This window comes from Chelatococcus caeni (assembly GCF_014196925.1).
GTDB classification, from domain to species: Bacteria; Pseudomonadota; Alphaproteobacteria; order Rhizobiales; family Beijerinckiaceae; genus Chelatococcus_A; species Chelatococcus_A caeni.
The window spans coordinates 150,582-176,353 of record NZ_JACIEN010000002.1 but is presented as its reverse complement, the minus strand read 5'-3'; the positions used below and the strand labels follow the sequence as shown (position 1 = coordinate 176,353).

General features: G+C 67.9%; 28 protein-coding genes. 13 read left to right on the top strand and 15 right to left on the bottom strand.

Annotated elements, in window-relative coordinates:
* Positions 1 to 6: 6 nt before the first annotated feature.
* On the top strand, positions 7 to 1,035 hold the full coding sequence (gene holA, locus GGR16_RS09555) for a DNA polymerase III subunit delta (RefSeq protein WP_183316460.1): 1,029 nt from the start codon (positions 7 to 9) through the stop codon (positions 1,033 to 1,035).
* A gap of 10 nt (positions 1,036 to 1,045) precedes the next feature.
* Here holA and GGR16_RS09550 read toward each other — a convergent pair whose 3' ends face one another.
* The 5 genes from GGR16_RS09550 to mnmE all read right to left on the bottom strand — a co-directional run bounded on the left by GGR16_RS09550 (position 1,046) and on the right by mnmE (position 6,799).
* Positions 1,046 to 1,927, bottom strand: a complete 882-nt coding sequence (locus GGR16_RS09550) for a ParB/RepB/Spo0J family partition protein (RefSeq protein WP_183316459.1) — start codon at positions 1,925 to 1,927, stop codon at positions 1,046 to 1,048.
* A 116-nt stretch (positions 1,928 to 2,043) separates the two neighbouring features.
* The gene (locus tag GGR16_RS09545; protein WP_019402624.1) at positions 2,044 to 2,883 is read right to left on the bottom strand and encodes a ParA family protein; all 840 of its coding nucleotides are present in this window, start codon (positions 2,881 to 2,883) and stop codon (positions 2,044 to 2,046) included.
* A complete protein-coding gene (rsmG, locus tag GGR16_RS09540; protein WP_246372978.1) occupies positions 2,876 to 3,535 on the bottom strand; it encodes a 16S rRNA (guanine(527)-N(7))-methyltransferase RsmG in 660 nt (219 codons plus the stop codon). Before rsmG ends, GGR16_RS09545 begins: the two co-directional genes overlap by 8 nt.
* 18 nt (positions 3,536 to 3,553) lie before the next feature.
* Entirely contained in the window at positions 3,554 to 5,422 is a 1,869-nt protein-coding gene (gene mnmG, locus GGR16_RS09535; RefSeq protein ID WP_183316458.1) for a tRNA uridine-5-carboxymethylaminomethyl(34) synthesis enzyme MnmG, read from the bottom strand.
* Between the two features lie 48 nt (positions 5,423 to 5,470).
* Positions 5,471 to 6,799, bottom strand: coding sequence for a tRNA uridine-5-carboxymethylaminomethyl(34) synthesis GTPase MnmE (gene mnmE, locus GGR16_RS09530; RefSeq protein ID WP_183316457.1), 1,329 nt, complete (start codon positions 6,797 to 6,799; stop codon positions 5,471 to 5,473).
* Between the two features lie 136 nt (positions 6,800 to 6,935).
* Here mnmE and GGR16_RS09525 point away from each other — a divergent pair, with 136 nt between their 5' ends.
* On the top strand, positions 6,936 to 8,948 hold the full coding sequence (locus GGR16_RS09525; protein ID WP_183316456.1) for a thioredoxin domain-containing protein: 2,013 nt from the start codon (positions 6,936 to 6,938) through the stop codon (positions 8,946 to 8,948).
* A gap of 34 nt (positions 8,949 to 8,982) precedes the next feature.
* On the opposite strand, the gene rho is transcribed toward GGR16_RS09525, so the two are convergent.
* From rho to hemE, 3 genes are all read right to left on the bottom strand, one after another.
* On the bottom strand, positions 8,983 to 10,248 hold the full coding sequence (rho, locus tag GGR16_RS09520; protein ID WP_019402629.1) for a transcription termination factor Rho: 1,266 nt from the start codon (positions 10,246 to 10,248) through the stop codon (positions 8,983 to 8,985).
* A 217-nt stretch (positions 10,249 to 10,465) separates the two neighbouring features.
* On the bottom strand, positions 10,466 to 10,894 hold the full coding sequence (gene hemJ, locus GGR16_RS09515; RefSeq protein ID WP_183316455.1) for a protoporphyrinogen oxidase HemJ: 429 nt from the start codon (positions 10,892 to 10,894) through the stop codon (positions 10,466 to 10,468).
* A gap of 40 nt (positions 10,895 to 10,934) precedes the next feature.
* Complete coding sequence (hemE, locus tag GGR16_RS09510) at positions 10,935 to 11,975, bottom strand: uroporphyrinogen decarboxylase (protein ID WP_183316454.1); 1,041 nt, start codon at positions 11,973 to 11,975, stop codon at positions 10,935 to 10,937.
* A 451-nt stretch (positions 11,976 to 12,426) separates the two neighbouring features.
* Here hemE and GGR16_RS09505 point away from each other — a divergent pair, with 451 nt between their 5' ends.
* From GGR16_RS09505 to dnaQ, 5 genes are read left to right on the top strand one after another with little or no spacing between them, the layout of a single operon-like run.
* On the top strand, positions 12,427 to 13,257 hold the full coding sequence (locus GGR16_RS09505; RefSeq protein ID WP_019402632.1) for a pyruvate, water dikinase regulatory protein: 831 nt from the start codon (positions 12,427 to 12,429) through the stop codon (positions 13,255 to 13,257).
* An 18-nt stretch (positions 13,258 to 13,275) separates the two neighbouring features.
* Positions 13,276 to 13,920 carry a Maf family protein gene (locus tag GGR16_RS09500; RefSeq protein WP_183316453.1) on the top strand — a complete coding sequence of 215 codons (645 nt, stop codon included), beginning with the start codon at positions 13,276 to 13,278 and terminating at the stop codon, positions 13,918 to 13,920.
* Complete coding sequence (locus tag GGR16_RS09495) at positions 13,917 to 14,774, top strand: shikimate dehydrogenase (protein WP_183316452.1); 858 nt, start codon at positions 13,917 to 13,919, stop codon at positions 14,772 to 14,774. The genes GGR16_RS09500 and GGR16_RS09495 overlap by 4 nt, the downstream gene beginning before the upstream one ends.
* Positions 14,771 to 15,394 (top strand): dephospho-CoA kinase, encoded by a 624-nt coding sequence (gene coaE, locus GGR16_RS09490; RefSeq protein ID WP_183316451.1) that lies wholly within the window; start codon positions 14,771 to 14,773, stop codon positions 15,392 to 15,394. The genes GGR16_RS09495 and coaE overlap by 4 nt, the downstream gene beginning before the upstream one ends.
* A complete protein-coding gene (gene dnaQ, locus GGR16_RS09485) occupies positions 15,388 to 16,113 on the top strand; it encodes a DNA polymerase III subunit epsilon (protein ID WP_019402636.1) in 726 nt (241 codons plus the stop codon). Before coaE ends, dnaQ begins: the two co-directional genes overlap by 7 nt.
* Positions 16,114 to 16,161: 48 nt before the next feature.
* On the opposite strand, the gene secB is transcribed toward dnaQ, so the two are convergent.
* Entirely contained in the window at positions 16,162 to 16,647 is a 486-nt protein-coding gene (secB, locus tag GGR16_RS09480; protein ID WP_019402637.1) for a protein-export chaperone SecB, read from the bottom strand.
* A gap of 343 nt (positions 16,648 to 16,990) precedes the next feature.
* On the opposite strand from secB, the gene GGR16_RS09475 reads away from it, so the two are divergent.
* The 5 genes from GGR16_RS09475 (at position 16,991) to GGR16_RS09455 (ending at position 21,003) form a co-directional block, all read left to right on the top strand.
* Entirely contained in the window at positions 16,991 to 17,707 is a 717-nt protein-coding gene (locus tag GGR16_RS09475) for a Tim44/TimA family putative adaptor protein (protein WP_019402638.1), read from the top strand.
* A 143-nt stretch (positions 17,708 to 17,850) separates the two neighbouring features.
* Positions 17,851 to 18,975: a murein transglycosylase A gene (gene mltA, locus GGR16_RS09470; RefSeq protein WP_343059628.1), complete on the top strand. Its 1,125-nt coding sequence runs from the start codon at positions 17,851 to 17,853 to the stop codon at positions 18,973 to 18,975.
* Positions 18,972 to 19,562: a Smr/MutS family protein gene (locus GGR16_RS09465; RefSeq protein WP_183316449.1), complete on the top strand. Its 591-nt coding sequence runs from the start codon at positions 18,972 to 18,974 to the stop codon at positions 19,560 to 19,562. Before mltA ends, GGR16_RS09465 begins: the two co-directional genes overlap by 4 nt.
* Positions 19,559 to 19,939 carry a helix-turn-helix domain-containing protein gene (locus GGR16_RS09460; RefSeq protein WP_019402641.1) on the top strand — a complete coding sequence of 127 codons (381 nt, stop codon included), beginning with the start codon at positions 19,559 to 19,561 and terminating at the stop codon, positions 19,937 to 19,939. Before GGR16_RS09465 ends, GGR16_RS09460 begins: the two co-directional genes overlap by 4 nt.
* A gap of 59 nt (positions 19,940 to 19,998) precedes the next feature.
* Positions 19,999 to 21,003, top strand: coding sequence for an adenosine kinase (locus GGR16_RS09455; protein WP_183316448.1), 1,005 nt, complete (start codon positions 19,999 to 20,001; stop codon positions 21,001 to 21,003).
* Between the two features lie 166 nt (positions 21,004 to 21,169).
* Here GGR16_RS09455 and coaA read toward each other — a convergent pair whose 3' ends face one another.
* From coaA to hisA, 4 genes are read right to left on the bottom strand one after another with little or no spacing between them, the layout of a single operon-like run.
* Positions 21,170 to 22,144, bottom strand: coding sequence for a type I pantothenate kinase (gene coaA, locus GGR16_RS09450; protein WP_183316447.1), 975 nt, complete (start codon positions 22,142 to 22,144; stop codon positions 21,170 to 21,172).
* A 32-nt stretch (positions 22,145 to 22,176) separates the two neighbouring features.
* Positions 22,177 to 22,515 carry a phosphoribosyl-ATP diphosphatase gene (locus GGR16_RS09445; protein WP_063186804.1) on the bottom strand — a complete coding sequence of 113 codons (339 nt, stop codon included), beginning with the start codon at positions 22,513 to 22,515 and terminating at the stop codon, positions 22,177 to 22,179.
* A 15-nt stretch (positions 22,516 to 22,530) separates the two neighbouring features.
* Positions 22,531 to 23,295: an imidazole glycerol phosphate synthase subunit HisF gene (gene hisF, locus GGR16_RS09440; protein WP_019402645.1), complete on the bottom strand. Its 765-nt coding sequence runs from the start codon at positions 23,293 to 23,295 to the stop codon at positions 22,531 to 22,533.
* Complete coding sequence (gene hisA / locus GGR16_RS09435; protein ID WP_063186806.1) at positions 23,295 to 24,035, bottom strand: 1-(5-phosphoribosyl)-5-[(5-phosphoribosylamino)methylideneamino]imidazole-4-carboxamide isomerase; 741 nt, start codon at positions 24,033 to 24,035, stop codon at positions 23,295 to 23,297. The genes hisF and hisA overlap by 1 nt, the downstream gene beginning before the upstream one ends.
* A gap of 312 nt (positions 24,036 to 24,347) precedes the next feature.
* Between hisA and GGR16_RS09430 the strand changes: the two genes are divergently transcribed.
* The gene (locus tag GGR16_RS09430) at positions 24,348 to 24,632 is read left to right on the top strand and encodes a hypothetical protein (RefSeq protein ID WP_157672607.1); all 285 of its coding nucleotides are present in this window, start codon (positions 24,348 to 24,350) and stop codon (positions 24,630 to 24,632) included.
* On the opposite strand, the gene hisH is transcribed toward GGR16_RS09430, so the two are convergent.
* Together hisH and GGR16_RS09420 are read right to left on the bottom strand one after the other, a co-directional pair.
* Positions 24,613 to 25,275 carry an imidazole glycerol phosphate synthase subunit HisH gene (gene hisH / locus GGR16_RS09425; RefSeq protein ID WP_183316446.1) on the bottom strand — a complete coding sequence of 221 codons (663 nt, stop codon included), beginning with the start codon at positions 25,273 to 25,275 and terminating at the stop codon, positions 24,613 to 24,615. The genes GGR16_RS09430 and hisH overlap by 20 nt on opposite strands.
* Positions 25,272 to 25,766: a DUF2628 domain-containing protein gene (locus GGR16_RS09420; RefSeq protein WP_183316445.1), complete on the bottom strand. Its 495-nt coding sequence runs from the start codon at positions 25,764 to 25,766 to the stop codon at positions 25,272 to 25,274. Before GGR16_RS09420 ends, hisH begins: the two co-directional genes overlap by 4 nt.
* Between the last annotated feature and the right edge of the window lie 6 nt (positions 25,767 to 25,772).

The window sequence follows — 25,772 nt, the reverse complement described above, 5'->3', positions numbered from 1 at the left end:
TTCAGGATGGTGGCGATCAAGGCGGGCGACGTCGATGCGGCCATCGCCCGGCCGTCGCCGCAGACGGCCGTCTTCCTCGTCTACGGGCCGGACAGCGGCCTCGTGGGCGAGCGCGTGCGCCGGCTCGTCGCCGGGGCCGTCGACAATCCCGACGATCCCTTCCAGCTGGTGCGCCTCGACGGCGACGAGCTCGCGTCCGATCCCCTGCGCCTCGCCGACGAAGCCCACACCGTGCCGCTCTTCGGCGGCCGCCGGGCCATCTGGGTGCGGGCCGGGAGCCGCAATCTCGCACCCGCCCTGACACCGGTGCTGCAGACGCCGCCGCAGGATGCCGTGGTGATCGTGGAGGCGGGCGATCTTTCCCGCACCGCTCCCTTGCGCCAGCTCTGCGAGAAGATGCCCGCCGCCGCGGCCCTGCCCTGCTATGCGGACAGCGCCCGCGACATCGGGGCGCTGATCGACGACATGAGCCGCAAGGCCGGCCTGCGTGTCGAGGCCGATGCCCGCGAACTGCTGCTCGCCTCGCTCGGCGCCGACCGGGCGGCGAGCCGGTCGGAACTCGACAAGCTCCTCACCTATGCCCATGGCCGTGACGTCGTCACGGTCGAGGATGTCGCCGCTGTCGTGGGGGATGTCTCGGCCATCGCCTTCGACGCCGCCATCGACGCCGCCTTCCTCGGCGATTTCGCCACGCTCGACCGCAGCTTCACGCGGCTGCAGGCCGAGGGCATGGATGCCGGTGTGCTCCTCGGCTTCGCCCTCCGGCACGCGCTCACCCTCATGGCGGCGCGGCAGGCCGTCGACATGGGCTCCCCGCCCGCGGTGGCCATCGGCAGCTTCCGCGGCCTGCATTTCAAGCGCAAGGCGGCGGTGGAGCGCCAGTTGCGCCTGTGGACGACGGCGAGCCTCAACCGGACCGCGATGGAGGTCGGCCAGGCCGTCAGCGCGACGCGGCGCCATCCGCAGCTTGCCACACAACACGCCCTGAAGACGCTCTGGGCCGTCGCCGGTATGGCCCGGCGCGCGGCGCGGTAGGTGCCGGGAATCACCCCCGCAGGCGGCGGCAGAGCGCGTCGAGCTGCTCCAGCGTCTTGTAGCGGATGCGCACCTCGCCGCCCTGCGCCTTGTGCTCCACGCTGACGGCAAGGCCGAGCACGTCCTCGAGCGCCTGTTCGAGCGCCCGGGTGTCCGGATCCTTCTCCTTGCGCGGCCGCGGCTCGCGCCCGGGCTCCTCGCCACCGCGCGCTTCCTCCTGCGCGATGCGCTCGACATCGCGCACGTTGAGGCCCTGGGCGACGACGCGCTCGGCGATCGCCTCCGGGTCGCTGACGGACAGGAGGGCCCGCGCGTGGCCGGCCGAGAGCACGCCGTCGTTGACCTTGCTCTTGATGCTGTCGGGCAGGCGCAGGAGCCTCAGGGTATTGGCGACATGGCTGCGGCTCTTGCCGATGACCTGGGCGAGATCGTTCTGCGAATACTGGAACTCCGCCATCAGCTGCTCGTAGCCGACCGCCTCCTCGATCGGATTGAGATCGGCCCGCTGCACGTTCTCGATGATGGCGATCTCGAGCGCCAGGCGATCATCGGCCTCGATGACCACCACCGGCACCTCGTGCAGGCCGGCCCGCTGCGCGCCGCGCCAGCGCCGCTCGCCCGCGACGATCTCGAAGACATCGACGAGATTGGGCACGGCCCGGACGACGATGGGCTGGATCAGGCCACGCTCGCGAATGGAATTCGCCAGTTCGTCCAGGGCCTCGTCGTCGAAGACCTTGCGCGGATTGCGCGGGTTGGGCCGCAGGAACTCGATGGGAACGGCACGCTGCCCGCGAGGACCGCGCCCGGCATCACCGAAGTCCTCGCCAACCTCCCCGATGAGAGCGGCAAGTCCACGACCGAGGCGGGAACGGGCAGGATCATCGACCATCTTTCAACTCCACCATCGCTTGTGCGGCCATCGCATCATCCGGCCGCGACCCGCAACAACACGGCACCGAAACGACATCCCGGCGGCTGCAACGCAGGGGCCGGGAATTTGGCGCCTCAGGCCGCCCGCAGGGTTTTCTCTCGCTGGATGATTTCCGACGCGAGCTTCAGATAGGCCTGCGCGCCAGCGCATTTGAGGTCGTAAAGGAGCACCGGCTTGCCGTGCGACGGCGCCTCGGAAACGCGGACATTGCGTGGAATGATGGTTTCGTAGACCTTCGATCCCATGAACTGGCGCACATCCGCGACCACCTGCCCCGAGAGGTTGTTGCGCGGATCGAACATGGTGAGCACCACGCCGTGGATCGTCAGGCGGGGATTGAGCGCAGAGCGTACCTGCTCCACCGTCCGCAGGAGCTGGCTCAAGCCCTCGAGGGCGAAGAACTCGCACTGCAGCGGCACCAACACCGCATCGGCGGCCGTCAAAGCGTTGATGGTGAGCAGGTTGAGCGACGGCGGGCAGTCGATCAGCACATAGCTGTAGGCAGGCTGCCCGCCCTCGTCCGGTGGCAGGGCCTTGATGGCGGCTGACAGGCGCTGCGCCCGGTCGCGATGGGCGGCGATCTCGAGCTCGACGCCGAGCAGGTCCAGCGTGCTGGGCGCCACCGCCAGGCCCGGAACCGCCGTCTGCAGCGCCGCCGCCTCCAGCGTCGCCGTGGCCGTCATCACATCGTAGGTCGAGACGCGCCGGCTCTTGCGGTCGATGCCGAGGCCGGTCGAGGCGTTGCCCTGCGGATCGAGGTCGATGATCAGGACCCGCTCGCCGATCGCCGCCAGGGCCGTGCCCAGATTGATGGCCGTCGTCGTCTTGCCGACGCCGCCCTTCTGGTTGGCGAGGGCCAGCACCCGCGGCTGGCTGCGGGCAGGCACATGAATGGGTGAGCCGATATCAGCCATGATCCGGACCATGCTCCCGCAGCTGACGGACGATGCAGATGCGCCCCTGAGGATCGGTGACGCTCGGAACAATGTCGTAGTCGATATTCCAAGATTTAGCGGCCACCGTCAATTCGGCCTCTAAATCTTGTCCCTTGGGAAAGACGCCGATCGCCCCGGTTCTCAACAGATCTTTGCCGAGATCAAGGAGATCCGTCAGCGGCGCAAGCGCCCGCGCGGTGAGCACATCCGCTTGGCCGAGGCTGGGCAGGACATCCTCGATGCGGCCGGCATGGACCTGCGCCCGCGCACCTGTTTCACGTGAAACAGCCCGCAGGAAGGCGCATTTGCGGCTGTTGCTCTCGACCAGGTGAACCTCGCCATCCTCGCGATTCCGCAGCAGGATCGCCAGCACCAGGCCCGGGAACCCCGCTCCGGATCCGATATCGATCCACTTCCGCGCCGTCGGCGCCAGTGGCAGCAGCTGTGCCGAATCGGCGATATGGCGCGTCCAGACATGATCGAGTGTCCGTGGCCCCACCAGGTTCTTCACATCCTGCCAACGCCGCAGGAGGTCGACGTAAATATCCAAGGCTGACAGCGCGCCGTCCGGGATCAGACCCAACGACAAGGCTGCTGCGCGATCCCCTCCGGTCGAATTCTTGTTCAGCATGATCGGTCCGGCTCCGAATCATTCTGCCGCAGCGGGGCGACGGGCTCGAGCGACTTCCGCGGCGAGGATGGTCAGCGCCGCCGGCGTCATCCCCTCGATGCGGCCCGCGTGGCCCAGCGTCCGCGGCCGGATCGTCACGAGCTTATGTCGGAGCTCCGCCGACAGTCCGGGCAGCAGGCTGAAATCCAGTCCTTCCGGCAGGACCGCCGCTTCGTCTCGCCGATAAGACGCAATATCCGTGGCTTGCCGGTCGAGATAGACCGAATAAATGGCATCCGTGCTCACACGCTCACGCGTCTGCCGATCGAGCGCCCCGATCTCCGGCCAGATTGCCGCCAGGCGATCGAATGTCACGTCCGGATGAGCCAGCAGCTGGAAGGCCGTGCGACGGCGCCCGTCCCGGTTGATCCACAATCCATGCGCCGCCGCCTCGTTGGGCGTGAGCGCCAGCTGGTCGAGCAACGCCCGTGCTTCGTCGAGCCGCTGGCGCTTGGCCCGATAGGCGGTAGCGCGTCGTCCACCGACGCAGCCGATGGCGATGCCGCGCTCCGTCAGCCGCTCGTCAGCATTGTCAACCCGCAGGGACAGCCGGTATTCGGCACGGGACGTGAACATCCGATAGGGCTCGGTCACGCCGCGGGTGACGAGGTCGTCGACGAGGACGCCCATGTAGCTCTCGGCGCGGTCGAAGACCACACCCTCTCCACCGCCGGCACAACGCGCTGCATTGAGGCCCGCGAGCAAACCCTGCGCCGCCGCTTCCTCATAGCCGGTCGTGCCGTTGATCTGGCCGGCGAGAAACAATCCTCTGACCGCCTTCGTCTCGAGCGTCGGGCGAAGTGCGCGCGGATCGACGAAATCATACTCGATGGCATAGCCGGGCCGGAGGATCTCCACCCGCTCGAGCCCCGGTATGGTCGCGATCATGGCCCGCTGCACGTCTTCCGGCAGCGACGTGGAAATGCCGTTCGGATAAACCGTGTGATCGTCGAGCCCCTCCGGCTCGAGAAAGATCTGGTGGCCGTCGCGATCGCCGAAGCGGACGACCTTGTCCTCGATGGACGGGCAATAGCGCGGACCGCGGCTTTCGATCTCGCCCGAATACATGGGCGCGCGATGGAGATTCGCCCGGATGATCGCATGGGTTTCCGCCGTCGTGCGGGTGATGCCGCATTCGATCTGTGGATTGGCGATCCGCTCCGTCAGAGTCGAAAAGGGTTCCGGCTCAGGATCTCCCGCCTGGCGCTCGAGGCTCGACCAGTCGATCGTCCGACCGTCGAGGCGCGCCGGCGTCCCCGTCTTCAGCCGCCCCAAGGGGAAGCCGAAACGCGCCAAGGCTTTCGACAGGCCGTGCGCCGGCGCCTCGCCCATGCGGCCGGCCGGGATCTTTACTTCGCCGATATGGATGAGGCCCCGCAGGAACGTTCCCGTGGTCAGCACGACGGCGCCTGTCTGCAGGACATCGCCGGACGCCATGACCACGGCGGTGACGCGGTTGCCGTCAAACAGGAGATCGTCCGCTTCTCCTTCGACGACGACAAGATTCTCGGTCGCGCGAATCTCGGCCTGCATCGCCTCGGCATAGAGCTTGCGATCTGCCTGGGCACGCGGACCACGCACGGCCGGGCCCTTGCGGCGGTTGAGCACGCGGAACTGGATGCCACCGGCATCCGCCACCCGCCCCATGAGACCGTCGAGGGCGTCCACCTCGCGCACGAGATGACCCTTGCCCAACCCACCGATCGCCGGATTGCACGACATGGCACCGATGGTGTCGAAGCGATGCGTCACCAGCGCCGTTGACGCGCCCATGCGGGCAGCGGCGGCAGCGGCTTCGACGCCGGCATGCCCACCCCCGATCACGATAACGTCGAACGAACGGTCCATGCGCACAACCTTCGGTCGAATCAGCCCTGTTTCACGTGAAACAGGGACTCATTTTCCGATGCAGAATCCGGCAAAGAGACGGTCGAGAACATCCTCGACATCGACCGTCCCGGTGACACGCCCGAGATAGCGCATCGCCAGGCGAATGTCTTCTGCAAAGAACTCGCCCGGATGATCGGGACCGGCCGAGATCGCGCGTTCCAGCAGGGTGAGCGCCCCCACGAACGCCTCCCGATGCCGCTCACGGGTCACCAACCCACCGTCTGCCACGACATCTTTGGCAACAGCTTCAAGCTTCGCCACGAGCGCTTCGATGCCCTCGCTGGTCGTGGCCGAAAGCTGCAGCTCATCGGCCTGTGCGCCGATGTCACTGTGCTCCGTAGCAAGATCGATCTTCGTCCGGATGGGAATGATCACGGCACCGGGAGCATCTCGAAGATGTTCCGTCGGCGAATCGAATGGGCGGAGCGACAGGATGACGTCGGCGGTCCGTGCCCGATCGCGGGCACGCCGCACGCCCTCCTGCTCGATCGGATCCTGGCTCTCGCGCAGGCCGGCGGTGTCGACCAGGGTGACCGGCACGCCGGCGAGATCCCAGTGCACCTCGATACTGTCCCTGGTGGTCCCCGGTATGTCCGAGACGATGGCGACGTCGCGCCGCGCCAGCGCGTTCAGCAGTGTCGACTTGCCGGCATTTGGCGGACCCGCGATGACCACGGTCAGCCCGCTCCGAATCCGCTCGCCGTTGCGGGCCCGCGCGATCTCCCGGCGTAGCTCATCCGCCACCGAGGTCAGCAGGCCCGTGGCACGCTCGCGCAGACCATGCGGCACATCCCCCTCGTCGGCGAAATCGAGCTCCGCTTCGACGAAGGCCGATGCCTCAATGAGGGTCGTCCGCCACCGCTCCACGGCCTCGCGCAGGTCTCCCTGCATCTGCCGCATCGCCTGTCGGCGTTGCATCTCGGTTTCGGCATCGATGAGGTCGCCCAAGCCCTCGACGGTGCTGAGATCCATCTTGCCGTTGAGGAGCGCGCGGCGGCTGAACTCTCCCGCCTCCGCAAGCCGGCAACCGGGAATGACGACCAGGGCGCCCAGGACGGCAGCGACCACGGCCCGGCCGCCATGGACGTGCAGTTCCGCGACATCCTCCCCGGTAAAGCTGTTCGGGGACGGAAAGAATGCCACCAGGGCCTCGTCGAGCATCTCTCTGGAGCCCGGGTCCCGCAGCGTGCAGAGCTCCAGGCGCCGGGGCTTCGTCACTCGGCCTGAAATCGTTTCGAGGACGAATCGGCATGCCGGACCGGAGATGCGCACCACGGCGATCCCGGCGCGGCCTGCGCCGCTCGCCAGGGCGATGATCGTGTCGTTTCGGTCCATCTGCATCGTTGCGCTGTCGAATCGATTGCTGGGGGGCCATATGGCCACGCCCGAAGCTATACTGGCGTGGGATTTTCCCTTGTGACGGATCTTCCGGCGCTACCGTCTGTTGGGCCGGAAACGGAGGACAAGAATCATGAACCGCCTCGCCAACGAGACCAGCCCCTATCTCCTCCAGCACAAGGAGAACCCCGTGGACTGGTGGCCCTGGGGCGAAGCCGCGCTCGCCCGGGCCCGCAGCGAGAACAAGCCCATCCTCCTCTCGGTCGGATATGCCGCATGCCACTGGTGCCATGTCATGGCCCACGAGAGCTTCGAGGACCCCGCGACGGCCGAGGTCATGAACGAATTGTTCGTCAACATCAAGGTCGATCGCGAGGAACGGCCGGACGTGGACTTCATCTACATGTCGGCCCTGCATGCCCTCGGCGAGCAGGGCGGCTGGCCGCTCACCATGTTCCTCACGCCGGACGGCGAACCGTTCTGGGGCGGCACCTATTTCCCGAAGGAGAGCCGCTTCGGCCGGCCTTCCTTCGTCACCGTCCTGCGTGAGATCGCCCGCCTCGTCGCCCAGGAGCCGGCCCGCGTGGAGCACAACCGCCGCGCGATCGCGACGGCGCTCGCAGCGGAGGCCGACACCGGACCGGTCTTCGGGGAGGAAGCCCTCGGCCAGCTGTCCGAAAAACTCGCCCGCCTGGTCGATCCCGTGAATGGTGGCCTCCCCGGCGCGCCGAAATTCCCCAACCCTCCCCTCATCGAGCTGCTCTGGCGGCATGCCGCCCGTACCGCGCGCGAGGACGACCGCAGGGCCTTCGCACTGACGCTCGAGCGCATGGCGCGCGGCGGCATCCACGATCATCTCGGCGGCGGCTTCGCCCGCTATGCCGTCGACGAACGCTGGCTCGTGCCGCACTTCGAGAAGATGCTCTACGACAATGCCCAGCTGCTGGAGCTCTATGCCCTTGCCGCCCGGGACAACGGTGACCCGCTGTACGAGAGAGCGGCGGAGGGGATCGTTGCCTGGCTCGCGCGCGAGATGACCCTGCCCGGTGGCGGCTTCGCCGCCAGCCTCGATGCCGATTCGGAAGGTGAGGAGGGACGCTTCTACGTCTGGTCTGCCGAGGAAATAGACACCATCCTCGGCCCGGAAGCACCGTTCTTCGCCCGGCACTACGACGTCTCACCAAGCGGCAACTGGGAAGGCAAGGTCATCCTCAACCGACTCGCCGGCGTCCCCGCGACGCCGGAGGAGGAGGAGCGGCTCGATGCCCTGCGCGACAGACTGCTCGCGCAGCGCGCGGGCCGCGTGCCTCCCGGGAAGGACGACAAGATCCTGGCCGACTGGAACGGCCTGATGATCGCCGCCCTCGCCCGCGCCGCCCTCCTCCTGCACCGGCCGCAATGGCTGGCCCCGGCGGAAGGTGCCTACCGTTTCATTGCCGAATCGATGCGGCGGGATGGCCGGTTCGGCCACTCCTGGCGGGATGGTCGCCTGCTCTTCCCCGGAATGGCCAGCGATCATACGGCCTTGGTCCGCGCGGCCCTCGCGCTATACGAGGCAACCGGCAAGAACGGCTATCGGGATGATGCGCAGGCCTGGACCGAACTCGTCGAACGGCACTACCTCACCGACGACGGCATCCTTGCCATGTCGGACAGCGAGGCGGACGACATCATCCTGCGCCCGAAGCCGACGCACGACGACGCCGTGCCCAATGCCAACGGCATGCATGCCGAGAACCTGCTGCGGCTCGCCGCGCTCACCGGCGAACCCGCGGATCAACTCAGGGCCGACCGGTTCCTCGATCAGCTTCTGACGCATGCGGCAAGGGCGCCCCTTGCCCACGCCACCGCCCTCAACGCGCTCGACTTCCGGCTGTCCGGAGCGGCCATCGCGGTGGTCGGGGCTGGAGCTGACGACCTTCTCGCCGTTGCACGGGATGTTCCGTATCCGAATCGAACGGTCGTGGATCTCTCCGGAAGCGATGCGGCAAGTTACCCCGGTATTGCCGCGGGCGTTTCACCCGCTGCCGGCCGCTCCGCAGCCTTTGTTTGCTCCGGCGGCACATGCTCGCTGCCCGTCACGGATCCGAATCGGTTGGGGGAAACGCTGCAGGGCCTGCGGGGAAATAAAAAAGGGCGGGTCTGAACCCGCCCTTTGCGCAACCGTCGTGCCTGACGCGTCAGGTATTCATCGATTCGAAGAAATCCGAATTGGTCTTGGTCTGGCGCAGCTTGTCGAGCAGGAACTCGATGGCGTCGACCGTGCCCATCGGATTGAGGATGCGGCGCAGGACATACATCTTCTTGAGCACGTCCGACGGCACCAGCAGCTCCTCCTTGCGGGTGCCGGAGCGGGTGATGTCGATGGCCGGGAAGACGCGCTTGTCGGAGACCTTGCGGTCGAGGATGATCTCCGAATTGCCGGTGCCCTTGAACTCCTCGAAGATCACCTCATCCATGCGGCTGCCGGTATCGATCAGCGCCGTGGCGATGATGGTGAGGGAGCCGCCCTCCTCGATGTTTCGCGCCGCGCCGAAGAAGCGCTTCGGCCGCTGCAGGGCATTGGCGTCGACACCACCGGTCAGCACCTTGCCCGAGGACGGGACGACGGTGTTGTAGGCGCGGCCGAGACGGGTGATCGAATCGAGCAGGATGACGACGTCGCGCCCGTGCTCGACAAGGCGCTTGGCCTTCTCGATCACCATTTCCGCAACCTGCACGTGGCGGGCCGCCGGCTCGTCGAAGGTCGAGGAGATGACCTCGCCATTCACCGAGCGCTGCATGTCCGTCACTTCCTCCGGCCGCTCATCGATGAGGAGGACGATGAGATAGCATTCGGGATGGTTGGTCGTGATGGACTTGGCGATATTCTGCAGAAGCACCGTCTTGCCGGTGCGCGGCGGCGCCACGATGAGGCCGCGCTGGCCCTTGCCGATGGGCGAGACGATATCGATGATCCGCGAGGAGAAGTCCTTGCGCGTCGGATCCTCGATCTCGAGCTTGAGGCGCTCGTCCGGATAGAGCGGCGTCAGGTTGTCGAAGTGAACCTTGTGCCGGATCTTCTCCGGGTCCTCGAAATTGATGGTGTTGACCTTGAGCAGGGCGAAATACCGCTCGCCCTCCTTCGGGCTGCGGATGGGACCCTCGACGGTGTCGCCGGTGCGCAGGCCGAAGCGGCGGATCTGCGACGGCGAGACATAGATGTCGTCCGGCCCGGGCAGGTAGTTCGAATCGGATGAACGCAGGAAGCCGAAGCCGTCCTGCAGCACTTCGACGACACCCTCGCCGATGATTTCCGTATCGCTCGCCGCCAGCTGCTTCAGGATGGCGAACATGAGCTCCTGCTTGCGCATCGTGCTCGCGTTCTCGACCTCGAGCTCCTCGGCAAAGGCCAGCAGTTCGGTCGGCGACTTCGACTTCAGATACTGAAGTTTAATCTCCCGCATCGGGGACTCTCTGTTTTGATGGTTATGGTTGCCGGAAAAGGCAGACAAGACAGGTGGGAAACTCAGGCTCGGGCGGCACATCCGCAGTGGGGGCCGCCTCTCGGGATCGCGCAGACCTTGCAGACGAGCTGCAGCGACGCCAGCCTGATCGTTGGGAAGGCATCATGCAATAACGCCTTTTCCCGTCCCGCTCAAGCCCCTCGCCGAGCGAAACGGATCAGAAGGGCTTCAGCACCACGAGCAGGACGATGCCGATCATCAGCACCGTCGGCACCTCGTTGAGGATGCGATAGTAGCGGCTGGGACGCGTGTTGCGGTCCGCCGCGAAATCCTTGAAGCGCCGCACGAGAACCCCATGCACGGCGGACAGGAGGATGACGAGCGTGAACTTGCCGTGGAACCAGCCGGACCTGAACCAGCCGCCCTCATAGGCGAGATAGAGGCCGGCGAGCCAGGTCACGATCATCGCCGGGTTGATGATCGCCTTGAGCAGCCTCCGCTCCATGACCTTGAAGGTCTCGGACGTCTCCGAACCGGGCGCGGCGCCGGTGTGATAGACGAACAGCCGCGGCAGATAGAGCATGCCCGCCATCCACGAGATGACGGCGAGGATGTGCAGTGCCTTGATCCATTCGTAAAGCGCCATTGTCCCGCCCCGCTCTTTCGCTCCAGGCTTCTATCCTGTCTCAAACGCCCCTGACGCGGCGCAGCATCTGCTCGACATGGGCGACGGGCGTCTCCGGCAGGATGCCGTGCCCGAGATTGAAGATGTGCGGCCGGCCGGCGAAGGTCGCGACGATCCGGTCGACGGCCGCATCGAGCTGGCTGCCGCCGGCGACGAGCGACAGCGGGTCGAGATTGCCCTGCACGCAGACATGTGCCTGGACATGCTCCTGCGCCCAGTCGGGATCGACCGACCAGTCGAGGCCGACGACATCGGCGATGCCGGACTGCGCCAGCACCTCGAGCCGCTGCGCGGCGCCACGCGGGAAGATGAGGATGCGCGCCTGCGGTCGCGCCGCGCGCACGCCGGCCGCAATGCGGCTGATCGGCTCCAGCGACCAGCGGTCGAACAGCGCCGGCGGCAGGGCCCCGGCGAAGCTCTCGAAGATCTGCACGGCATCGACACCGGCATCGAGCTGCGCCACGAGATACGTCACCGAGGCATCGACGAGGCGCTCGACGAGCGCCGCGAAGAAGTCTTCGTCCCGATAGGCGAGAAGGCGGGCCGGCGCCTGGTCCGGCGTGCTCTTGCCGGCGATCATGTAGCTCGCCACGGTCCAGGGCGCGCCGCAGAACCCAAGAAGAGCCGTCTCCGCCGGCAGCGCCGCGCGCACCCGCTTCACGGTCTCCAGAACCGGCGCCAGCCGATCGAGATCGAAGGCCGGCGTGAGGGCCTCGAGCCCCTCGGCATCGGTGACGGGCCGCAGGCGCGGGCCCTCTCCTTCGGCAAAGGTGACGTCCTGCCCGAGCGCGTGAGGAATGACGAGGATGTCGCTGAAGAGAATGGCCGCGTCGAAGCCGAAGCGCCGGATCGGCTGCAGCGTCACCTCGGTGGCGAGATCCGGGTTGTAGCACAGGTCGAGGAAGGAACCGGCCCTGGCGCGCACCTCCCGGTATTCCGGCAGATAGCGGCCTGCCTGTCGCATGAGCCAGACCGGCGGACGCTCGCTCGGCTTGCCGTCGATCACGCTGAGAAGCAGGGGCTTCGTCGTTGCAGGCTCCACTGTGCACCCTTGAGAGAGAAAGAAAGAATGATTGAAAGGAATCTTTTTGTTTTTCCTGTTGGGCAGCGGATTAGCGTGCCTCATCCCGATCCACAATCCATCCCCAGCCTTCCGGTCCGCTGCCGATGGTCGCACGCGGCCTGCCGGGTCGCCGCCTCGCTTCGGAAGCTTAACGGTTTCTTAACCTTTCCGATCCGTTAACGCATCGGCGATCAGCTTCATTCATGACCCGTCCCCAAAGCCGTGATCGAGGAACCTGAATCCTCCCACAGCTGCGGACCTGTTGATCGCGCCGGCGACACGCGCCACAGTGCCGGCCGCAGCGGGCGCTCCGAAGCGGGCTTGTCCACATTCCTCGACTCCCGGTCCCCAGGGGCGGCCGACGAGGTGGTCGACGGGCCCGTCGACAGGCATCTGATGCCGCCGTCGCTGCCATGCCGGAGCTCGTGCCTTGGGTCGCAACTTCTTCCATCTCCACCTCGTCTCTGACGCCACGGGCGAGACGCTGATCGCAGTCGCCCGCGCGGCGGCCGCGCAATATGAAGGTGTCTCGGCGATCGAGCACATCTATCCTCTCATCCGCTCGCGCGCCCAGCTCGAGCGGGTCATCGAGGAGATCGACGCGGCGCCGGGCGTCGTCCTCTACACGATGGTGGAGGCCGAATTCGCCGAGCGGCTGGAAGCGGCCTGCGCCGCCGCCGCCTGCCCCTGCCTGTCGGTGCTCTCGCCGGTGCTCAATCTCTTCCAGTCCTATCTCGGCGCCGCGCAGGCGTCCCGGCCCGGCGCCCAGCACGTCCTCAACAGCGAGTATTTCAAGCGCATCGACGCCATGAACTACACGCTGCTGCACGACGACGGGCAGATGGCCGACGATTTCGAGGACGCGGATGTCGTGCTCGTCGGCGTCAGCCGCACGTCGAAGACGCCGACCTCGATCTATCTCGCCAATCGCGGCATCAAGACCGCCAACATTCCCCTCGTGCCGGGCATCCCCCTGCCGGACAGCCTGCAGAATGCGAAGAAACCCCTCATCGTCGGCCTCGTCGCGAGCCCTGAGCGCATCGTGCAGATCCGTCAGAACCGGCTGCTCAGCCTCAACGCGGACGAGGATTCGCCCTATGTCGACCGCGACAGCGTCGCGGAGGAGATCGCCCAGTCGCGGCGCCTCTTCGCCCGCAGCCAATGGCCCGTGATCGACGTGACGCGCCGGTCGATCGAGGAAACGGCCGCCGCCATCATCGACCTCTACAAGGCCCATCGCATGAAGTTCATCGCGATCTGAGCCGGCCGGGACAGCGACATGCAAGGCAGCGCGCAAGGCCACGCGACAGGCCTCTGGCTCGATCCCCATCCGCTCGTCCTTGCCTCGACGAGCCCGACCCGGCGCGATCTGCTCGTTGCGGCCGGGCTCGCGCCCGAGATCGAAGCGCCATCGGTCGACGAGCGGGCGGTCGAGGCCGAGAAGCTGACGGCCGATGCCGATGCGGCGAAGGCCGCGCTGCTCCTCGCCCGCGAGAAGGCTCTCGACGTCAGCCGGCGGCGGCCAGGCCGTCTCGTGCTCGGCGCGGACCAGACCCTCGCTCTTGCCGACGGATCCCGCCTCACCAAGCCGCGCGATGCGGACGAGGCCGCCTCCCAGATCGCCCGTCTCGCCGGCACCACCCATCGTCTCTGCAGCGCTTGCGCCATCGCCCGCGACGGCGAGATCGTCTTTTCCACCTCAGCCGAGGCGCGGCTCACCATGCGGCCGTTGTCGGACGCCTTCATCCGGCGTTATGTGGCGCTCGCCGGGTCCGGTGCGCTCGGCAGCGTCGGCGGCTATCAGCTCGAAGGGCTCGGCATCCATCTCTTCGAGCGGATAGACGGCGATCATTTCACCATTCTCGGCCTGCCGCTGCTGCCCCTTCTCGAGGGGCTGCGCACGATGGGAGCTCTTGCCCGATGACCGATCCCACCCGTCCCGTCCCCAAGGCCTGCATCATCGGCCACCCGGTCGCCCATTCGCGCTCGCCGATGGTGCACGGTTTCTGGCTGAGGGAGTTGGGTCTAGCGGGCGACTATACGCGCGAGGACGTGCGGCTGGAGGATCTGGCCGGCTTCGTCGCCTCGCTGCGGGAGCGCGGCTATGTCGGCGCCAATGTCACGGTGCCGCACAAGGAGGCGGTGCTCGGCCTCGCCGATGTCGTGAGCGAGACGGCACGGGCCATGGGTGCCGCCAACACGCTCTGGTTCGAGAACGGCGTCCTCCACGCCGACAACACGGATGTGCCCGGCTTCCTCGCCAATCTCGACGAGCGGGCTCCGGGTTGGGACAGATCGGGCGGGACGGCCACCGTGCTCGGCGCCGGCGGCGCGGCCAGGGCCGTCATCTACGGGCTTCTCGCGCGCGGCTTTTCGACCATCCATCTCGTCAACCGTAGCGAGGAGCGCAGCCTCGCCCTCCAGGCGGCCTTCGGTCCCGCGGTGAAGCCGTGCGGCTGGGACGCGCTCGCCGCGGTCCTGCCGGCGACGGACCTTCTCGTCAACACGACCTCGCTCGGCATGTCCGGCCAGCCGCCGCTTGTCCTCGACCTCAAGGCGCTGCCGGATACGGCGCTCGTGCACGACATCGTCTATATTCCCCTGACGACGGGCCTTCTGTCTGCGGCGCGCGCCCGCGGCCTTGCGACGGTCGACGGTCTCGGCATGCTGCTGCACCAGGCGGTGCCGGGCTTTGCGCATTGGTTCGGCAGGACGCCGACGGTGACGGAGGACCTGCGGGCGCTCCTGGTGCGCGACATCGAACGGGCGGCGGCGTGACCTTCATCCTCGGACTGACCGGATCGATCGGCATGGGCAAGTCGACGACGGCCGCCATGTTCCTCGGGCACGGCGTGCCGGTGCACGATGCCGACGCCGCCGTGCACCGGCTCTATCGTGGCGAGGCTGCCGGTCTCATCGAGGCGGCCTTTCCGGGCACAACCGGCGACGAAGGTGTCGATCGGCAGAAGCTCAGCGCCGCGGTGCTCGGCAAGCCCGAGGCCCTGCGGAGGCTGGAAGCCATCGTGCATCCGCTGGTGCGGCGCGAGGAGGAGCGCTTTCTCGCTTCCTGCCGGCAGGCCGGCGCGTGGCTCGCCGTGCTCGACATTCCCCTCCTCTTCGAGACGGGCGGCGACGGGCGCTGCGATGCCGTGCTCGTGGTCACGGCCGATCCGGACATCCAGAAGGCGCGCGTCATGGCCCGGCCCGGCATGACCGAAGAGCGCTTCGCGATGATTCACGTGAAACAGATGCCGGACGCCGAAAAGCGCCGGCGGGCGCATTTTCTCGTGGATACCGGCCGTGGCTTCGCTGCCGCTAAGGCCCAGGTCGCGTCTATCGTAAGGGCGCTCGCCGGGCGTCCCGGCCGCCCACGGTCGCAGGAAGGAACGACATGCTGAGGGAGATCGTCCTCGATACGGAAACGACCGGTGTCGATGCCCTCAAGGGGGATCGCATCGTCGAGATCGGCTGCGTCGAGCTTCTCAACCACATCCCGACCGGCCGTCACTACCACGTCTACATCAACCCGCAGCGGCCGGTCTCGCGCGGCGCCTTCGAGGTGCACGGCCTGTCGGACGAGTTCCTGGCGGACAAGCCGACCTTCGAAGCGATTGCGGGCGAGTTCCACGCCTTCGTTGCCGATGCGAAGCTCGTCATCCACAACGCGGCCTTCGACGTCGGCTTCATCGACATGGAGTTCGGCCGCATCGGCCTTCCGCGCGTCGTGCCGGAGAACGTCATCGATACGCTCTCCATGGCGCGCCGCAAGCATCCCGGCGCCTCCAACAGCCTCGACGCCCTGTGCGCCCGCTACGGCATCGACAATTCGCGCCGCACCAAGCACGGGGCGCTGCTCGATGCGGAGATCCTGGCAGAGGTCTACATCGAGCTGATCGGGGGCAAGCAGGCCGATCTCGGCTTCGGCGTGGTGGAGACGGTCACGACCCTCGCCGTCTCCACGCAGACCGCCATCCGGCGCACGCACGAGGCGCTTCAGCGGCCGATCGCCCTTCCCGCTGCGATCACCGACACCGAACGGTCGGCTCACGCGGCCTTCATCGCCGAGCTCGGGGAAAGCGCCCTGTGGCGCGAATACATCCGTCCCGAGGCGGAATAGCAGAACCACGAGAACGGCGCGCCCCGAGGAGCGCGCCGCCGTCTTTTGTCAGGACACGGTCTGCTGCTGCGCGGCCTGCATCTCGCCGAGCTTCTGGCGGTAGAGCGCGGTGAAGTCGATCGGATCGATGAACAGGGGCGGGAAGCCGCCGTTGCGCACCGCATCCGCCACGATCTGCCGGGCGAAGGGGAAGAGCAGCCGCGGGCACTCGATCATGACGACCGGGTGCAGCTGGTCCTTCGGGATGTTGCGCACGCGGAAGACGCCGCCATAGGTCAGCTCGAAGGCGAAGAGCACGTCCTGGCCGATCTGCGCCTTGCCTTCGAGGGCGAGCGTCACCTCGAAATCCGTCTCGGACAGCTGGTTGGCGCCGACATTGACCTGGATCGAGATCTCGGGGCTCTGCTGCTGCGGGGCGAGCGAGCGCGGGGCGTTCGGGTTCTCGAAGGAGAGGTCCTTGATGAACTGGGCGAGGGCGTTCAGCGACGGCGTCTGGTCGGCGTTCGCTGCGCCGTTGGTCGGGTTGTCGGTCATGTCGAAACTCCTCCGGGAGGAATGGTGATTGTCTCGGGGTCGTGATCGGTTCACAGTAGCCGGGCCCTCCGTGGACCGCCCGAAGGGACGACCCCGGCGGAAAAGAACCGGAATGCTCGCACTCTGCGTCAGAACGACCGTTTTGTTGAGCCCGTGCGGGCTACCACGGAAGCATTTGGCAAACAAGGCGACACGCGCGGGCGACCGCGGACTTGTCCGCACGCGGGGTGGATGTTACGAGCGCTCGCCCCCATATGCGAAGGTGGTTATCATTTCCGCTCCGACGCTGGACAGATGGGCAGACGATGGGGCTGCCCCCCGGGCTTGAGACGACAGAGAGGCCATGCAGGACACCTTCGACATCACGACGATCGTCTTTCTCGCTCTGGCCGTGTTCGTCATCTGGCGGCTGCGTTCCGTCCTCGGTCAGCGGACCGGCAACGAGCGGCCGCCGCAGGACCCCTTCGCCCGCCGTGAGCAGGCGAAGCAGCCGGGCGAGGACAATGTCGTGCGCCTTCCCGGCGCCGCCAACGATCGCGGGGAGATGGCCGAGGTCGGCGCCCAGGCGCGACCAGACCGCTGGGCCGGCGTCGCGGAACAAGGCTCGCCGACCGCGCGCGGCTTCGATGCCATCGCCGCCATCGAGCCCCAGTTCGACGCCCGCAGCTTCCTCGAAGGCTCCCGCCTCGCCTATGAAATGATCGTGACCAGCTTCGCCGCCGGCGATCGCAAGGCGCTGAAGGGCCTGCTGTCGCGCGACGTCTTCGAAGGCTTCGACAAGGCCATTGGCGATCGCGAGACGCGGGGCGAGAAGGTGGAGACCACCTTCGTCTCCATCGACGACGCCAAGGTCGAGCAGGTGGAGGTGCGCGGCAAGGCCGCCCAGATCACGGTGCGCTTCCTGTCCAAGCTCATCACGGCGACGCGCGACAAGGACGGCAAGGTCATCGACGGCGATCCGGAAGCCGTGGCCGACGTGGTGGACGTCTGGACCTTCTCGCGCACCCTCGGCGCACGCGATCCCAACTGGCTGCTCGTCGCGACCGAATCCGGGCAATGAGCCCTGGGCGACAGGCAGCGGATCGTTTCCTCCACTCCGGGACGCAGACGGCCTCCCAGAGTGTTGGCGTTGTCCTCGGGCGATCGCTCCCGGTTCTCATCGCGCTCGCAGCCTGGGCGTGCGGCGCCGCTGCAGAGCCGAACGTGCTTGCCGGCGCGCGTCTTGTCGAGCGCAGCTATGCCGACCTGACCGGCTGGCGGACCGACGCGCAGGCGAAGACGCTCGCCGCCTTCCGCCGCTCCTGCGACGTCATGGCCGATACCGCCGCCGCCCGGCGCGCCACCGGCTTTCCGCCCGATGGCCTGGCCCCGGCCTGTGCCGCGGCGCAGCGCCTGCCGCTGGAGGCCGGCGATGCCGAGGCGCGGGCCTTTTTCGAGGCCCATTTCGTGCCTTACCGCGTCGTGCCCCCGACCGGAGACGGCTTTCTCACCGGCTATTTCGAGCCGGAGGTGCAGGGTTCGCTGAAACCGTCGGCCCGCTTCACGACGCCCCTCCTCGCCCTGCCGGACGATGTCGTGCCACTTGGCGACGGTGACGTCCCGGCCCATCTCGCCGGCTTCACGGCCGCACGCCGGACGCCGGACGGGCTCGCTCCCTACCATGACCGTGCCGCCATCGAGGACGGGGCGCTCGGGGCGCAGGCGCGCCCGCTCGTCTATCTCGACTGGATCGACGCCTTCTTCGTCCATGTCCAGGGATCGGCGCGGGTGCGCATCGGGCCGAGCGCAGGGGATGTCGTGCGCGTCGCCTATGCCGGCCGCAACGGTCATCCCTATGCGTCGCTCGGCAAGCTCGTCGTCGCCGAGACCGGTATTCCGCCTGAACAGATGACGGCCCCGGCCCTCATCGCCTGGCTTAGGGCCAATCCCGAGGCCGGCCGGCGTCTGATGCGCGAGAACCGGTCCTACATCTTCTTCCGCCGGGCGGACGAGCTCGATCCGGCCGAGGGGCCGCTCGGCGCCGGCATGACCCAGCTCATTCCAGGCCGCAGCCTCGCCATCGACCGCGCGCTCTGGCCCTACGGCCTGCCCGTCTGGGTGGAGGCGGAATTGCCCGAGCCCGGCAGCGAGGCCCTGCGTCCGCTGCGCCGCCTCTTCATCGCGCAGGACACCGGCACCGCCATCCGCGGCCCGGCCCGGGCCGATATCTTCTTCGGCAGCGGACCCGCAGCCGGCGAAGCCTCCGGCATCGTCCGCCACGCGCCCTCCGCCTTCGTCGTGCTGCTGCCGAAGGGAAGCCCGCCCGCCGGCCGGGAGCGCAAGCCATGAGCCGTCGGCGCCGGCGCGAGCTGGACGAGGCCGAGCTGACCCTGTGGCGCCATGTTCTGAGGGACGTGAAGCCCCTGCCCGGCCGCGCCCTGCCGCAGCCGGAGGCGCCGAAGGCGCCACCTGCACCGCCCGAGGAGGCGGCGACGGCGACGATGGCCCTGCGCACCGCCGACACCGGGACCACGGGCCGTGGCCTCAAGACGAAAACCCTGCCGCTCGCACCGCTGGAGCGGCGCCTGCGCCAGGCGCTCAACCGCGGCACGCGCGCCGTCGATGCCAAGATCGACCTGCACGGCCTGCGCCAGAGCGAGGCGCACGCCGCCTTGCGGGCCTTCTTGCTGCGGGAACAAGCGCGCGGCAGCCAGCTCGTCATCGTCGTCACCGGCAAGGGCGGTACCGAGGCTCATTCCGCCGACCTTTTCGGCGGCGAGCGCGGCGTGCTGCGGCGCCTGGTGCCGCAATGGCTGTCGCTGCCCGATCTGCGCGTCGTCGTGCTCGGCTTCGAGGAGGCCGGCCGCACCCACGGGGGCGCCGGCGCCCTCTACGTGCGCCTGCGCCGCCGCAAGGGCGCGGGAGGCGCGCTGTGACGCCCTTCGGCGAGCGCGTGCGGGCGATGCGGGCCGAGCGCGGGCTGACGTTGAAGGACATGGCCGAGGCGCTCGGCGTCTCCAGCGCCTATCTCTCGGCCCTCGAGCACGGCAAGCGGGGCCGGCCGAGCTGGCCGCTGCTGCAGGCCATCATCCAGTATTTCAACGTGATCTGGGACGAGGCGGACGAATTGCAGCGGCTCGCCGAGCTCTCGGCGCCGCGCTCGGTCATCGACACGGCCGGCCTGTCGCCGCGGGCGACCGCCCTTGCCAACCGCCTCGCCGGCGAGATCGCCCACTTGAGCGAGGACGAGATCGGCGCCCTCGACGCTGTCCTCGATGCGGCCCGCAGGCGCAGGTCCGGCCCCGGCGCTTGACCGCCCGCGGAGGAGCGGGCAAAGCGGAGCCGGTTCCCGGTTCTTCCCGAAAGGCTCCCATGTCCCATCATCGCTACGACGTGCTCGGCATCGGCAATGCCATCGTCGACATCATCGCCCATACCGACGAGGCCTTCCTCGTCAGCCAGGACGTGCACAAGGGCGCGATGATCCTGATCGACGAGCCGCGGGCGGAAGCCCTGTACGAGGCCATGGGCCCGGCCGTGGTGATCTCGGGCGGCTGCGCGGCGAACACGGTGGCGGGGCTCGCCTCCTTCGGGGGGCGCGGTGCCTTCATCGGCAAGGTCCGGACGGACGAGCTCGGCGGGCGCTTCACGCACGACATCCGCGCGCTCGGCATCCACTTCCCGACGGCGCCCGCGGCCGACGGCCCGGCGACGGCGCGCAGCATGATCCTGGTGACGCCGGACGGCGAGCGCACCATGAACACCTATCTCGGCGCCTGCCAGAACCTCACCCCGGCCGATATCGACCGCGATACGGTGGAAGCCTCCGGCATCGTCTATCTGGAAGGCTATCTCTGGGATCCGCCGGCGGCCAAGGAGGCCTTCGTCAAGGCGGCCGACATCGCCCATGGCGCGGGTGGCCGCGTCGCCATCACGCTGTCCGATTCCTTCTGCGTCGACCGCTACCGGGACGAGTTCCTGGCGCTGGTGCGCGACGGCAAGGTCGACATCGTCTTCGCCAATGAGCACGAACTGAAGAGCCTCTATCAGACGGCGGATTTCGACACGGCCGTCGCCGCCTTCCGCCGCGAGGGCGCGCTCGGCGTCGTCACCCGCTCGGAAAGGGGCTGCCTCGTCGTCGAGCGGGAGGAGACCGCGGCGGTGCCGGCCTTCCCCATCGACAGGCTCGTCGATACCACCGGTGCGGGCGATCTCTTCGCCGCGGGCTTTCTCTTCGGCCTCGCCCGCCACTACGACCACCGCACCTGTGCCCGCCTCGGCGCCCTCGCCGCGGCCGAGGTCATCCAGCACCTCGGTGCCCGCCCGCAGAAGAGCCTCAGGGACATGGCGATCGACAACGGCCTGCCGGTGGAGTGAGGCCCAATAGAGGGCCGGCCGTCATGCCCGCGCTCGACGCGGGCATCCCCGCCTTTGACAAGAAGCGTGCACGGCCGGGACGAGCCGGCCGTGACGGCAGAAAGCGCGCCGGGCATCGGCATGATTCACGTGAAACACCGTCAGCCGGGCGCTATTCGCCCGGCGCTCACAGCCGTCGCAGCGCCACTTCCTCGATGCGGTGGTCCTCGCCCTTGCGCAGGATGAGGCTGGAACGCTGGCGCGTCGGCACGATGTTTTCGCGCAGGTTGACGAGGTTGATGCGCGACCACAGCCGCTCGGCGGTGGCGAGCGCCTCGTCCTCGGTTACGTCGGCATATTTGCGGAAATAGGATTTCGGGTCGCGGAAGGCCGTCTCGCGCAGGCGCATGAAGCGCCGCACGTACCAGTTGTGCAGCAGCGCCTCCTCCGCATCGACATAGATCGAGAAGTCGAAATAGTCGGACACGAAGGGAATGGCCTTGCCGTCGCGCGGCATGCGGGCGGGCTGCAGCACGTTGAGCCCCTCGACGATGAGGATGTCCGGCCGGTCGACCGTCACCGTCTCGCCGGGCACGACGTCATAGACGAGGTGCGAATAGACGGGCGCGGAGACGTTGCGCTTGCCGGCCTTGATGTCGGCCAGAAAATGCAGCAGCGCCTGCGTGTCGTAGCTCTCGGGAAAGCCCTTGCGCTCCATGAGGTTGAGGCGCGTGAGCTCGGCATTCGGCAGGAGGAAGCCGTCCGTCGTCACGAGGTCGACCTTCGGCGTGTTCGGCCAGCGCGCCAGAAGCGCCTTCAGCACGCGTGCGGTCGTCGACTTGCCCGCGGCCACCGAGCCGGCGATGCCGATGATATAGGGCACCTTGCCGTCCTCCTCGGCGAGGAGAAAGCGCTGGGTCGCGCGGAAAAGCCCTTGTGTTGCAGCCACATAGAGCGAGAGCAGGCGCGACAGCGGCAGATAGATGGCGGCGACTTCGGCGAGCGAGATCGGATCGTTCAGCGACTGCAGGCGCACCACCTCCTCGGCGGTGAGCGTCAGCGGCGTGTCGGCGCGCAGCTTCGCCCATTCCTCGCGCGAGAAGGTGCGGTAGGGCGAGATGTTGTCTTCCAGCGGCACAAGGCCAGGCACGGGCTTGTCCATATGCGTCTCCCGTCCGGCGGGGCCGGCCGTTCCTACTTCTGCCGGGACGCTTTCTCCGCAAGGCCCGATTGTGCGGTGCGGCGCGCCAGCTCCTGCATGACATCCTGCAACGGCACGCCGCCGGCATGAAGTACGACCATCAGATGATAGAGCACGTCGGCCGCTTCCGCGACGAGCTGCTTTTTGTCGCCCTCGACGGCGGCGATCACCGCCTCGACGGCCTCCTCGCCGAACTTCTTGGCCGCCCGCCCCTGACCGTCCGCGACGAGCCTGGCGGTATAGGATTCATCCGGGCTCGCCTTGGCGCGCTCGGCCACGATCCGTGCGAGGTCGTCGAGAGAAAAAGTGCCGCTCGAGAAAGTGCCGCTCATTGGCAGGCCTCCGGCTCAGGTGTCGAGGCGCATGGGCAGGCCGGCCGCAGCCATGTGGCGCTTGGCCTCGCCGACGCTGTGCTGGCCGAAATGGAAGATCGAGGCCGCGAGCACCGCGCTCGCATGGCCCTCGCGCACGCCGGCCACGAGGTCGTCGAGCGTGCCGACGCCGCCCGAGGCGATGACGGGCACGGAGACCGCATCGGCAATGGCGCGCATCAGCGCAAGGTCATAGCCGGAGCGCGTGCCGTCCTTGTCCATGGAGGTGACGAGCAACTCGCCGGCACCGAGCGAGACCACCTCGCGCGCAAAGGCGATGGCGTCGATGCCTGTCGCATTGCGGCCGCCGTGGGTGAAGATCTCCCACCGGCCCGGCCCGACGGCCTTGGCGTCGATGGCGACGACGATGCACTGGTCGCCGAACTTCTCGGCCGCTTCCTTCACGAAATCGCGATTCTTCACCGCCGCCGTGTTGATCGACACCTTGTCGGCGCCGGCGAGCAGGAGCGCCCGGATATCGTCCACCGTGCGCACGCCGCCGCCGACGGTGAGCGGCATGAAGCAGGCCTCCGCCGTGCGCTGCACGACGTCGAGCAGGATGCCGCGGTCCTCGTGGCTCGCGGTGATGTCGAGGAAGCACAGTTCGTCCGCGCCGGCCGCGTCATAGGCGATGGCGCATTCGACGGGATCGCCGGCATCGCGCAGGTCGAGGAACTTCACGCCCTTGACGACGCGGCCGTCCTTGACGTCGAGGCAGGGGATGACGCGGATCTTGAGCATCAGGCGGCCCCGCGGCTGGCGCGGATGAGCGCCATGGCCTCCGCCGGGTCGAGGCGCCCGTCGTAGAGCGCCCGGCCGCTGATGGCGCCGGCGATCTTCTGGCAGTCGGGCTGCAGCAGCCGCTGCACGTCCTCGATCGAGGCGAGCCCGCCCGAGGCGATCACGGGGATCGACACCGCCTCGGCGAGGCGCAGCGTCGCCTCGATGTTGAGGCCCATGAGAATGCCGTCGCGGGCGATGTCGGTATAGATGATGGCGGTGACGCCCGCGTCCTCGAAGCGGCGGCCGAGGTCCTCCGCCGTCATTTCCGAGGTCTGGGCCCAGCCTTCCACCGCGACGCGCCCGTCGCGCGCGTCGATGCCGACGGCGACGCCGCCCGGATGGCGCCGCGCCGCCTCGCGCACGAAATCGGGATCGCGCACGGCCGCGGTGCCGATGATGACGCGGCGGACGCCCTTCTCGAGCCAGCCCTCGACGGTGCGCAGGTCACGGATGCCGCCGCCGAGCTGCACCGGCAGCGCGATGCGGGCGAGGATGGCGTCGACCGCGGCGGCGTTCATCGGCCGGCCGGCGAAGGCCCCGTCGAGGTCGACCACGTGCAGCCATTCGAAGCCCTGCTCCGCGAAGCGCGCCGCCTGGTCGGCGGGGTCGTCGTTGAACACGGTGGCCTTGTCCATGTCGCCCTGGACGAGGCGCACGCACCGGCCTTCCTTGAGATCGATAGCGGGAAACAGGATCATTTTTACAGCGCCGCGATCATGTTGATAAATGTAGATAAGTCGCACCCTGTGGACGAGGCCAAAAACTGCATTATATTACAGTGCATTAGGCGTCGATGGCGATGCCGTCCTGTGGACGGCGAGCCTTGACTCGACTCGTTGCCCTATCGATCATGAAGATAGGCCATAAGAAAAGCCGGGTTGCCAGACCCGGCTTTTCGAATCCGCAGCGGTTTGGCGCCGCGGAACGCAGTTCATCTGCCCCTGCAGTGAATCAAACTGCAGCTGTGTGGTCAAGGCGCCATTCGATACGTGCCCTCGAGGAGGGAGCGAATGGCTGTGTCCGAATCCGTAGCAGTAAATTTTTGGATCGAGCGTGTTAAAGGCCGCAAGATAAGGGAGATCTGCGCTGCCTACGACGTCGATCCTCGTCGTCTTTATGAAGTGTTCGCGGGTCAGGTGCATCCAAGTAGCCTCGATAAGGCGCGGAGAGAGCTCGAAGAACACAGTCCGTCGCTGCTTAACAGTCCCAAGCTCCGCTTTCACCAGCCGACGAGGCAGGTAGTAAAAAGGGCTTCTGATCTGCAGTACGACTTGTTCACGGGCGCCAACCGATGAAGTTCTTGATGAGGGCGAGACCGAGCTTCTGGCTCTTCTCCGGGTGAAACTGCGTGCCGGCGATATTGTCGCTGGCGACGGCCGCCGTCACCGGCCCGCCGTAGTCGGTCACTGCGACGAGATCGTCGGCATCCGCCGGCGTGAGCGCGTAGGAATGCACGAAATAGGCGTGCCAGCCGTCCGTCCCCGTCGGGATCCCGGCGACGAGCGGATGGGCGCGCCGCACCTCGAGCGTGTTCCAGCCCATGTGCGGGATCTTGAGCGTGGTGTCGGCCGGCGCGATGGCCGCGACATCGCCGCCGATCCAGTCGAGGCCCGGCGTCGTCTCGTATTCGAGGCCGCGCGTGGCGAGAAGCTGCATGCCGACGCAGATGCCGAGGAAGGGCCGGCCGCGGCCGCGCACCGTCTCCTCGAGCGCCTCCACCATGCCCGGCACCGCATTGAGCCCGCGGCGGCAGTCGGCGAAGGCGCCGACGCCCGGCAGCACGATGCGCTCGGCCCGGCGCACCGCGTCGGGGTCGCTGGTGACGCTCACGCGCGCGTCGCTGCCGGCCTCGCGGGCCGCGCGCTCGAAGGCCTTGTGCGCCGAATGCAGGTTGCCGGAGCCGTAGTCGATGATGGCGATGGTCGGCGCTGCGCTCATGGCCGGCGCTCCGTTTCAGGGAAGAGGCCGATGACCGGCGCCTCGCGCGCCTGGGCCGGCATGGCGGGCGCGGCGATGGGGCCGCGCGGGGCCGGCGCCGGCGCTTCCCGTGACAGCCAGCGGGCGAAGGCGCGCACCTCGGCGCTTTCGAGATCGTCGGCGACGACCGCGTCGACGGCGGCGAGGCCGCGCCGTTCCAGCGCCCGGCGCCGGAAGGCATTGGCCTCGAGCGCGAGGAGCACGGCAAAGAGGATGCCGAGCAGCGTCGTCGCCCCCTGCGTCAGGTTGAAGACCCGTCCGGCGGCGGCCACCAGCACGGACGCCCCGAGGGCCGCGAGCGCGCCGAGCCACAGGCGGTTCCAGAGAAACCAGACGAGCGGGAAGATCAGCGCCCACCAGGCGATGCCGTCCTTGACGATGACGGCTTCGTCGAGCGCGCGGGCATCGCCCGGTTGCGCGCCCGCCGGCAGGTGCAGCGTATAGACCGCCATGGCGTC

Coding starts and splice junctions, on each gene's coding strand:
- GGR16_RS09525 (WP_183316456.1), top strand. CDS start 6,936: ATGAACCGCCTCGCCAACGAGACCAGCCCCTATCTCCTCCAGCACAAG.
- GGR16_RS09545 (WP_019402624.1), bottom strand. CDS start 2,883: ATGGCTGATATCGGCTCACCCATTCATGTGCCTGCCCGCAGCCAGCCG.
- mnmG (WP_183316458.1), bottom strand. CDS start 5,422: ATGGACCGTTCGTTCGACGTTATCGTGATCGGGGGTGGGCATGCCGGC.
- hisA (WP_063186806.1), bottom strand. CDS start 24,035: ATGATCCTGTTTCCCGCTATCGATCTCAAGGAAGGCCGGTGCGTGCGC.
- GGR16_RS09475 (WP_019402638.1), top strand. CDS start 16,991: ATGCAGGACACCTTCGACATCACGACGATCGTCTTTCTCGCTCTGGCC.
- GGR16_RS09445 (WP_063186804.1), bottom strand. CDS start 22,515: ATGAGCGGCACTTTCTCGAGCGGCACTTTTTCTCTCGACGACCTCGCA.
- secB (WP_019402637.1), bottom strand. CDS start 16,647: ATGACCGACAACCCGACCAACGGCGCAGCGAACGCCGACCAGACGCCG.
- hisH (WP_183316446.1), bottom strand. CDS start 25,275: ATGAGCGCAGCGCCGACCATCGCCATCATCGACTACGGCTCCGGCAAC.
- rsmG (WP_246372978.1), bottom strand. CDS start 3,535: ATGCTGAACAAGAATTCGACCGGAGGGGATCGCGCAGCAGCCTTGTCG.
- GGR16_RS09455 (WP_183316448.1), top strand. CDS start 19,999: ATGTCCCATCATCGCTACGACGTGCTCGGCATCGGCAATGCCATCGTC.
- hisF (WP_019402645.1), bottom strand. CDS start 23,295: ATGCTCAAGATCCGCGTCATCCCCTGCCTCGACGTCAAGGACGGCCGC.
- GGR16_RS09550 (WP_183316459.1), bottom strand. CDS start 1,927: ATGGTCGATGATCCTGCCCGTTCCCGCCTCGGTCGTGGACTTGCCGCT.
- GGR16_RS09420 (WP_183316445.1), bottom strand. CDS start 25,766: ATGGCGGTCTATACGCTGCACCTGCCGGCGGGCGCGCAACCGGGCGAT.
- holA (WP_183316460.1), top strand. CDS start 7: ATGGTGGCGATCAAGGCGGGCGACGTCGATGCGGCCATCGCCCGGCCG.
- GGR16_RS09495 (WP_183316452.1), top strand. CDS start 13,917: ATGACCGATCCCACCCGTCCCGTCCCCAAGGCCTGCATCATCGGCCAC.
- rho (WP_019402629.1), bottom strand. CDS start 10,248: ATGCGGGAGATTAAACTTCAGTATCTGAAGTCGAAGTCGCCGACCGAA.
- GGR16_RS09430 (WP_157672607.1), top strand. CDS start 24,348: ATGGCTGTGTCCGAATCCGTAGCAGTAAATTTTTGGATCGAGCGTGTT.
- dnaQ (WP_019402636.1), top strand. CDS start 15,388: ATGCTGAGGGAGATCGTCCTCGATACGGAAACGACCGGTGTCGATGCC.
- mnmE (WP_183316457.1), bottom strand. CDS start 6,799: ATGGACCGAAACGACACGATCATCGCCCTGGCGAGCGGCGCAGGCCGC.
- coaA (WP_183316447.1), bottom strand. CDS start 22,144: ATGGACAAGCCCGTGCCTGGCCTTGTGCCGCTGGAAGACAACATCTCG.
- GGR16_RS09500 (WP_183316453.1), top strand. CDS start 13,276: ATGCAAGGCAGCGCGCAAGGCCACGCGACAGGCCTCTGGCTCGATCCC.
- hemJ (WP_183316455.1), bottom strand. CDS start 10,894: ATGGCGCTTTACGAATGGATCAAGGCACTGCACATCCTCGCCGTCATC.
- GGR16_RS09465 (WP_183316449.1), top strand. CDS start 18,972: ATGAGCCGTCGGCGCCGGCGCGAGCTGGACGAGGCCGAGCTGACCCTG.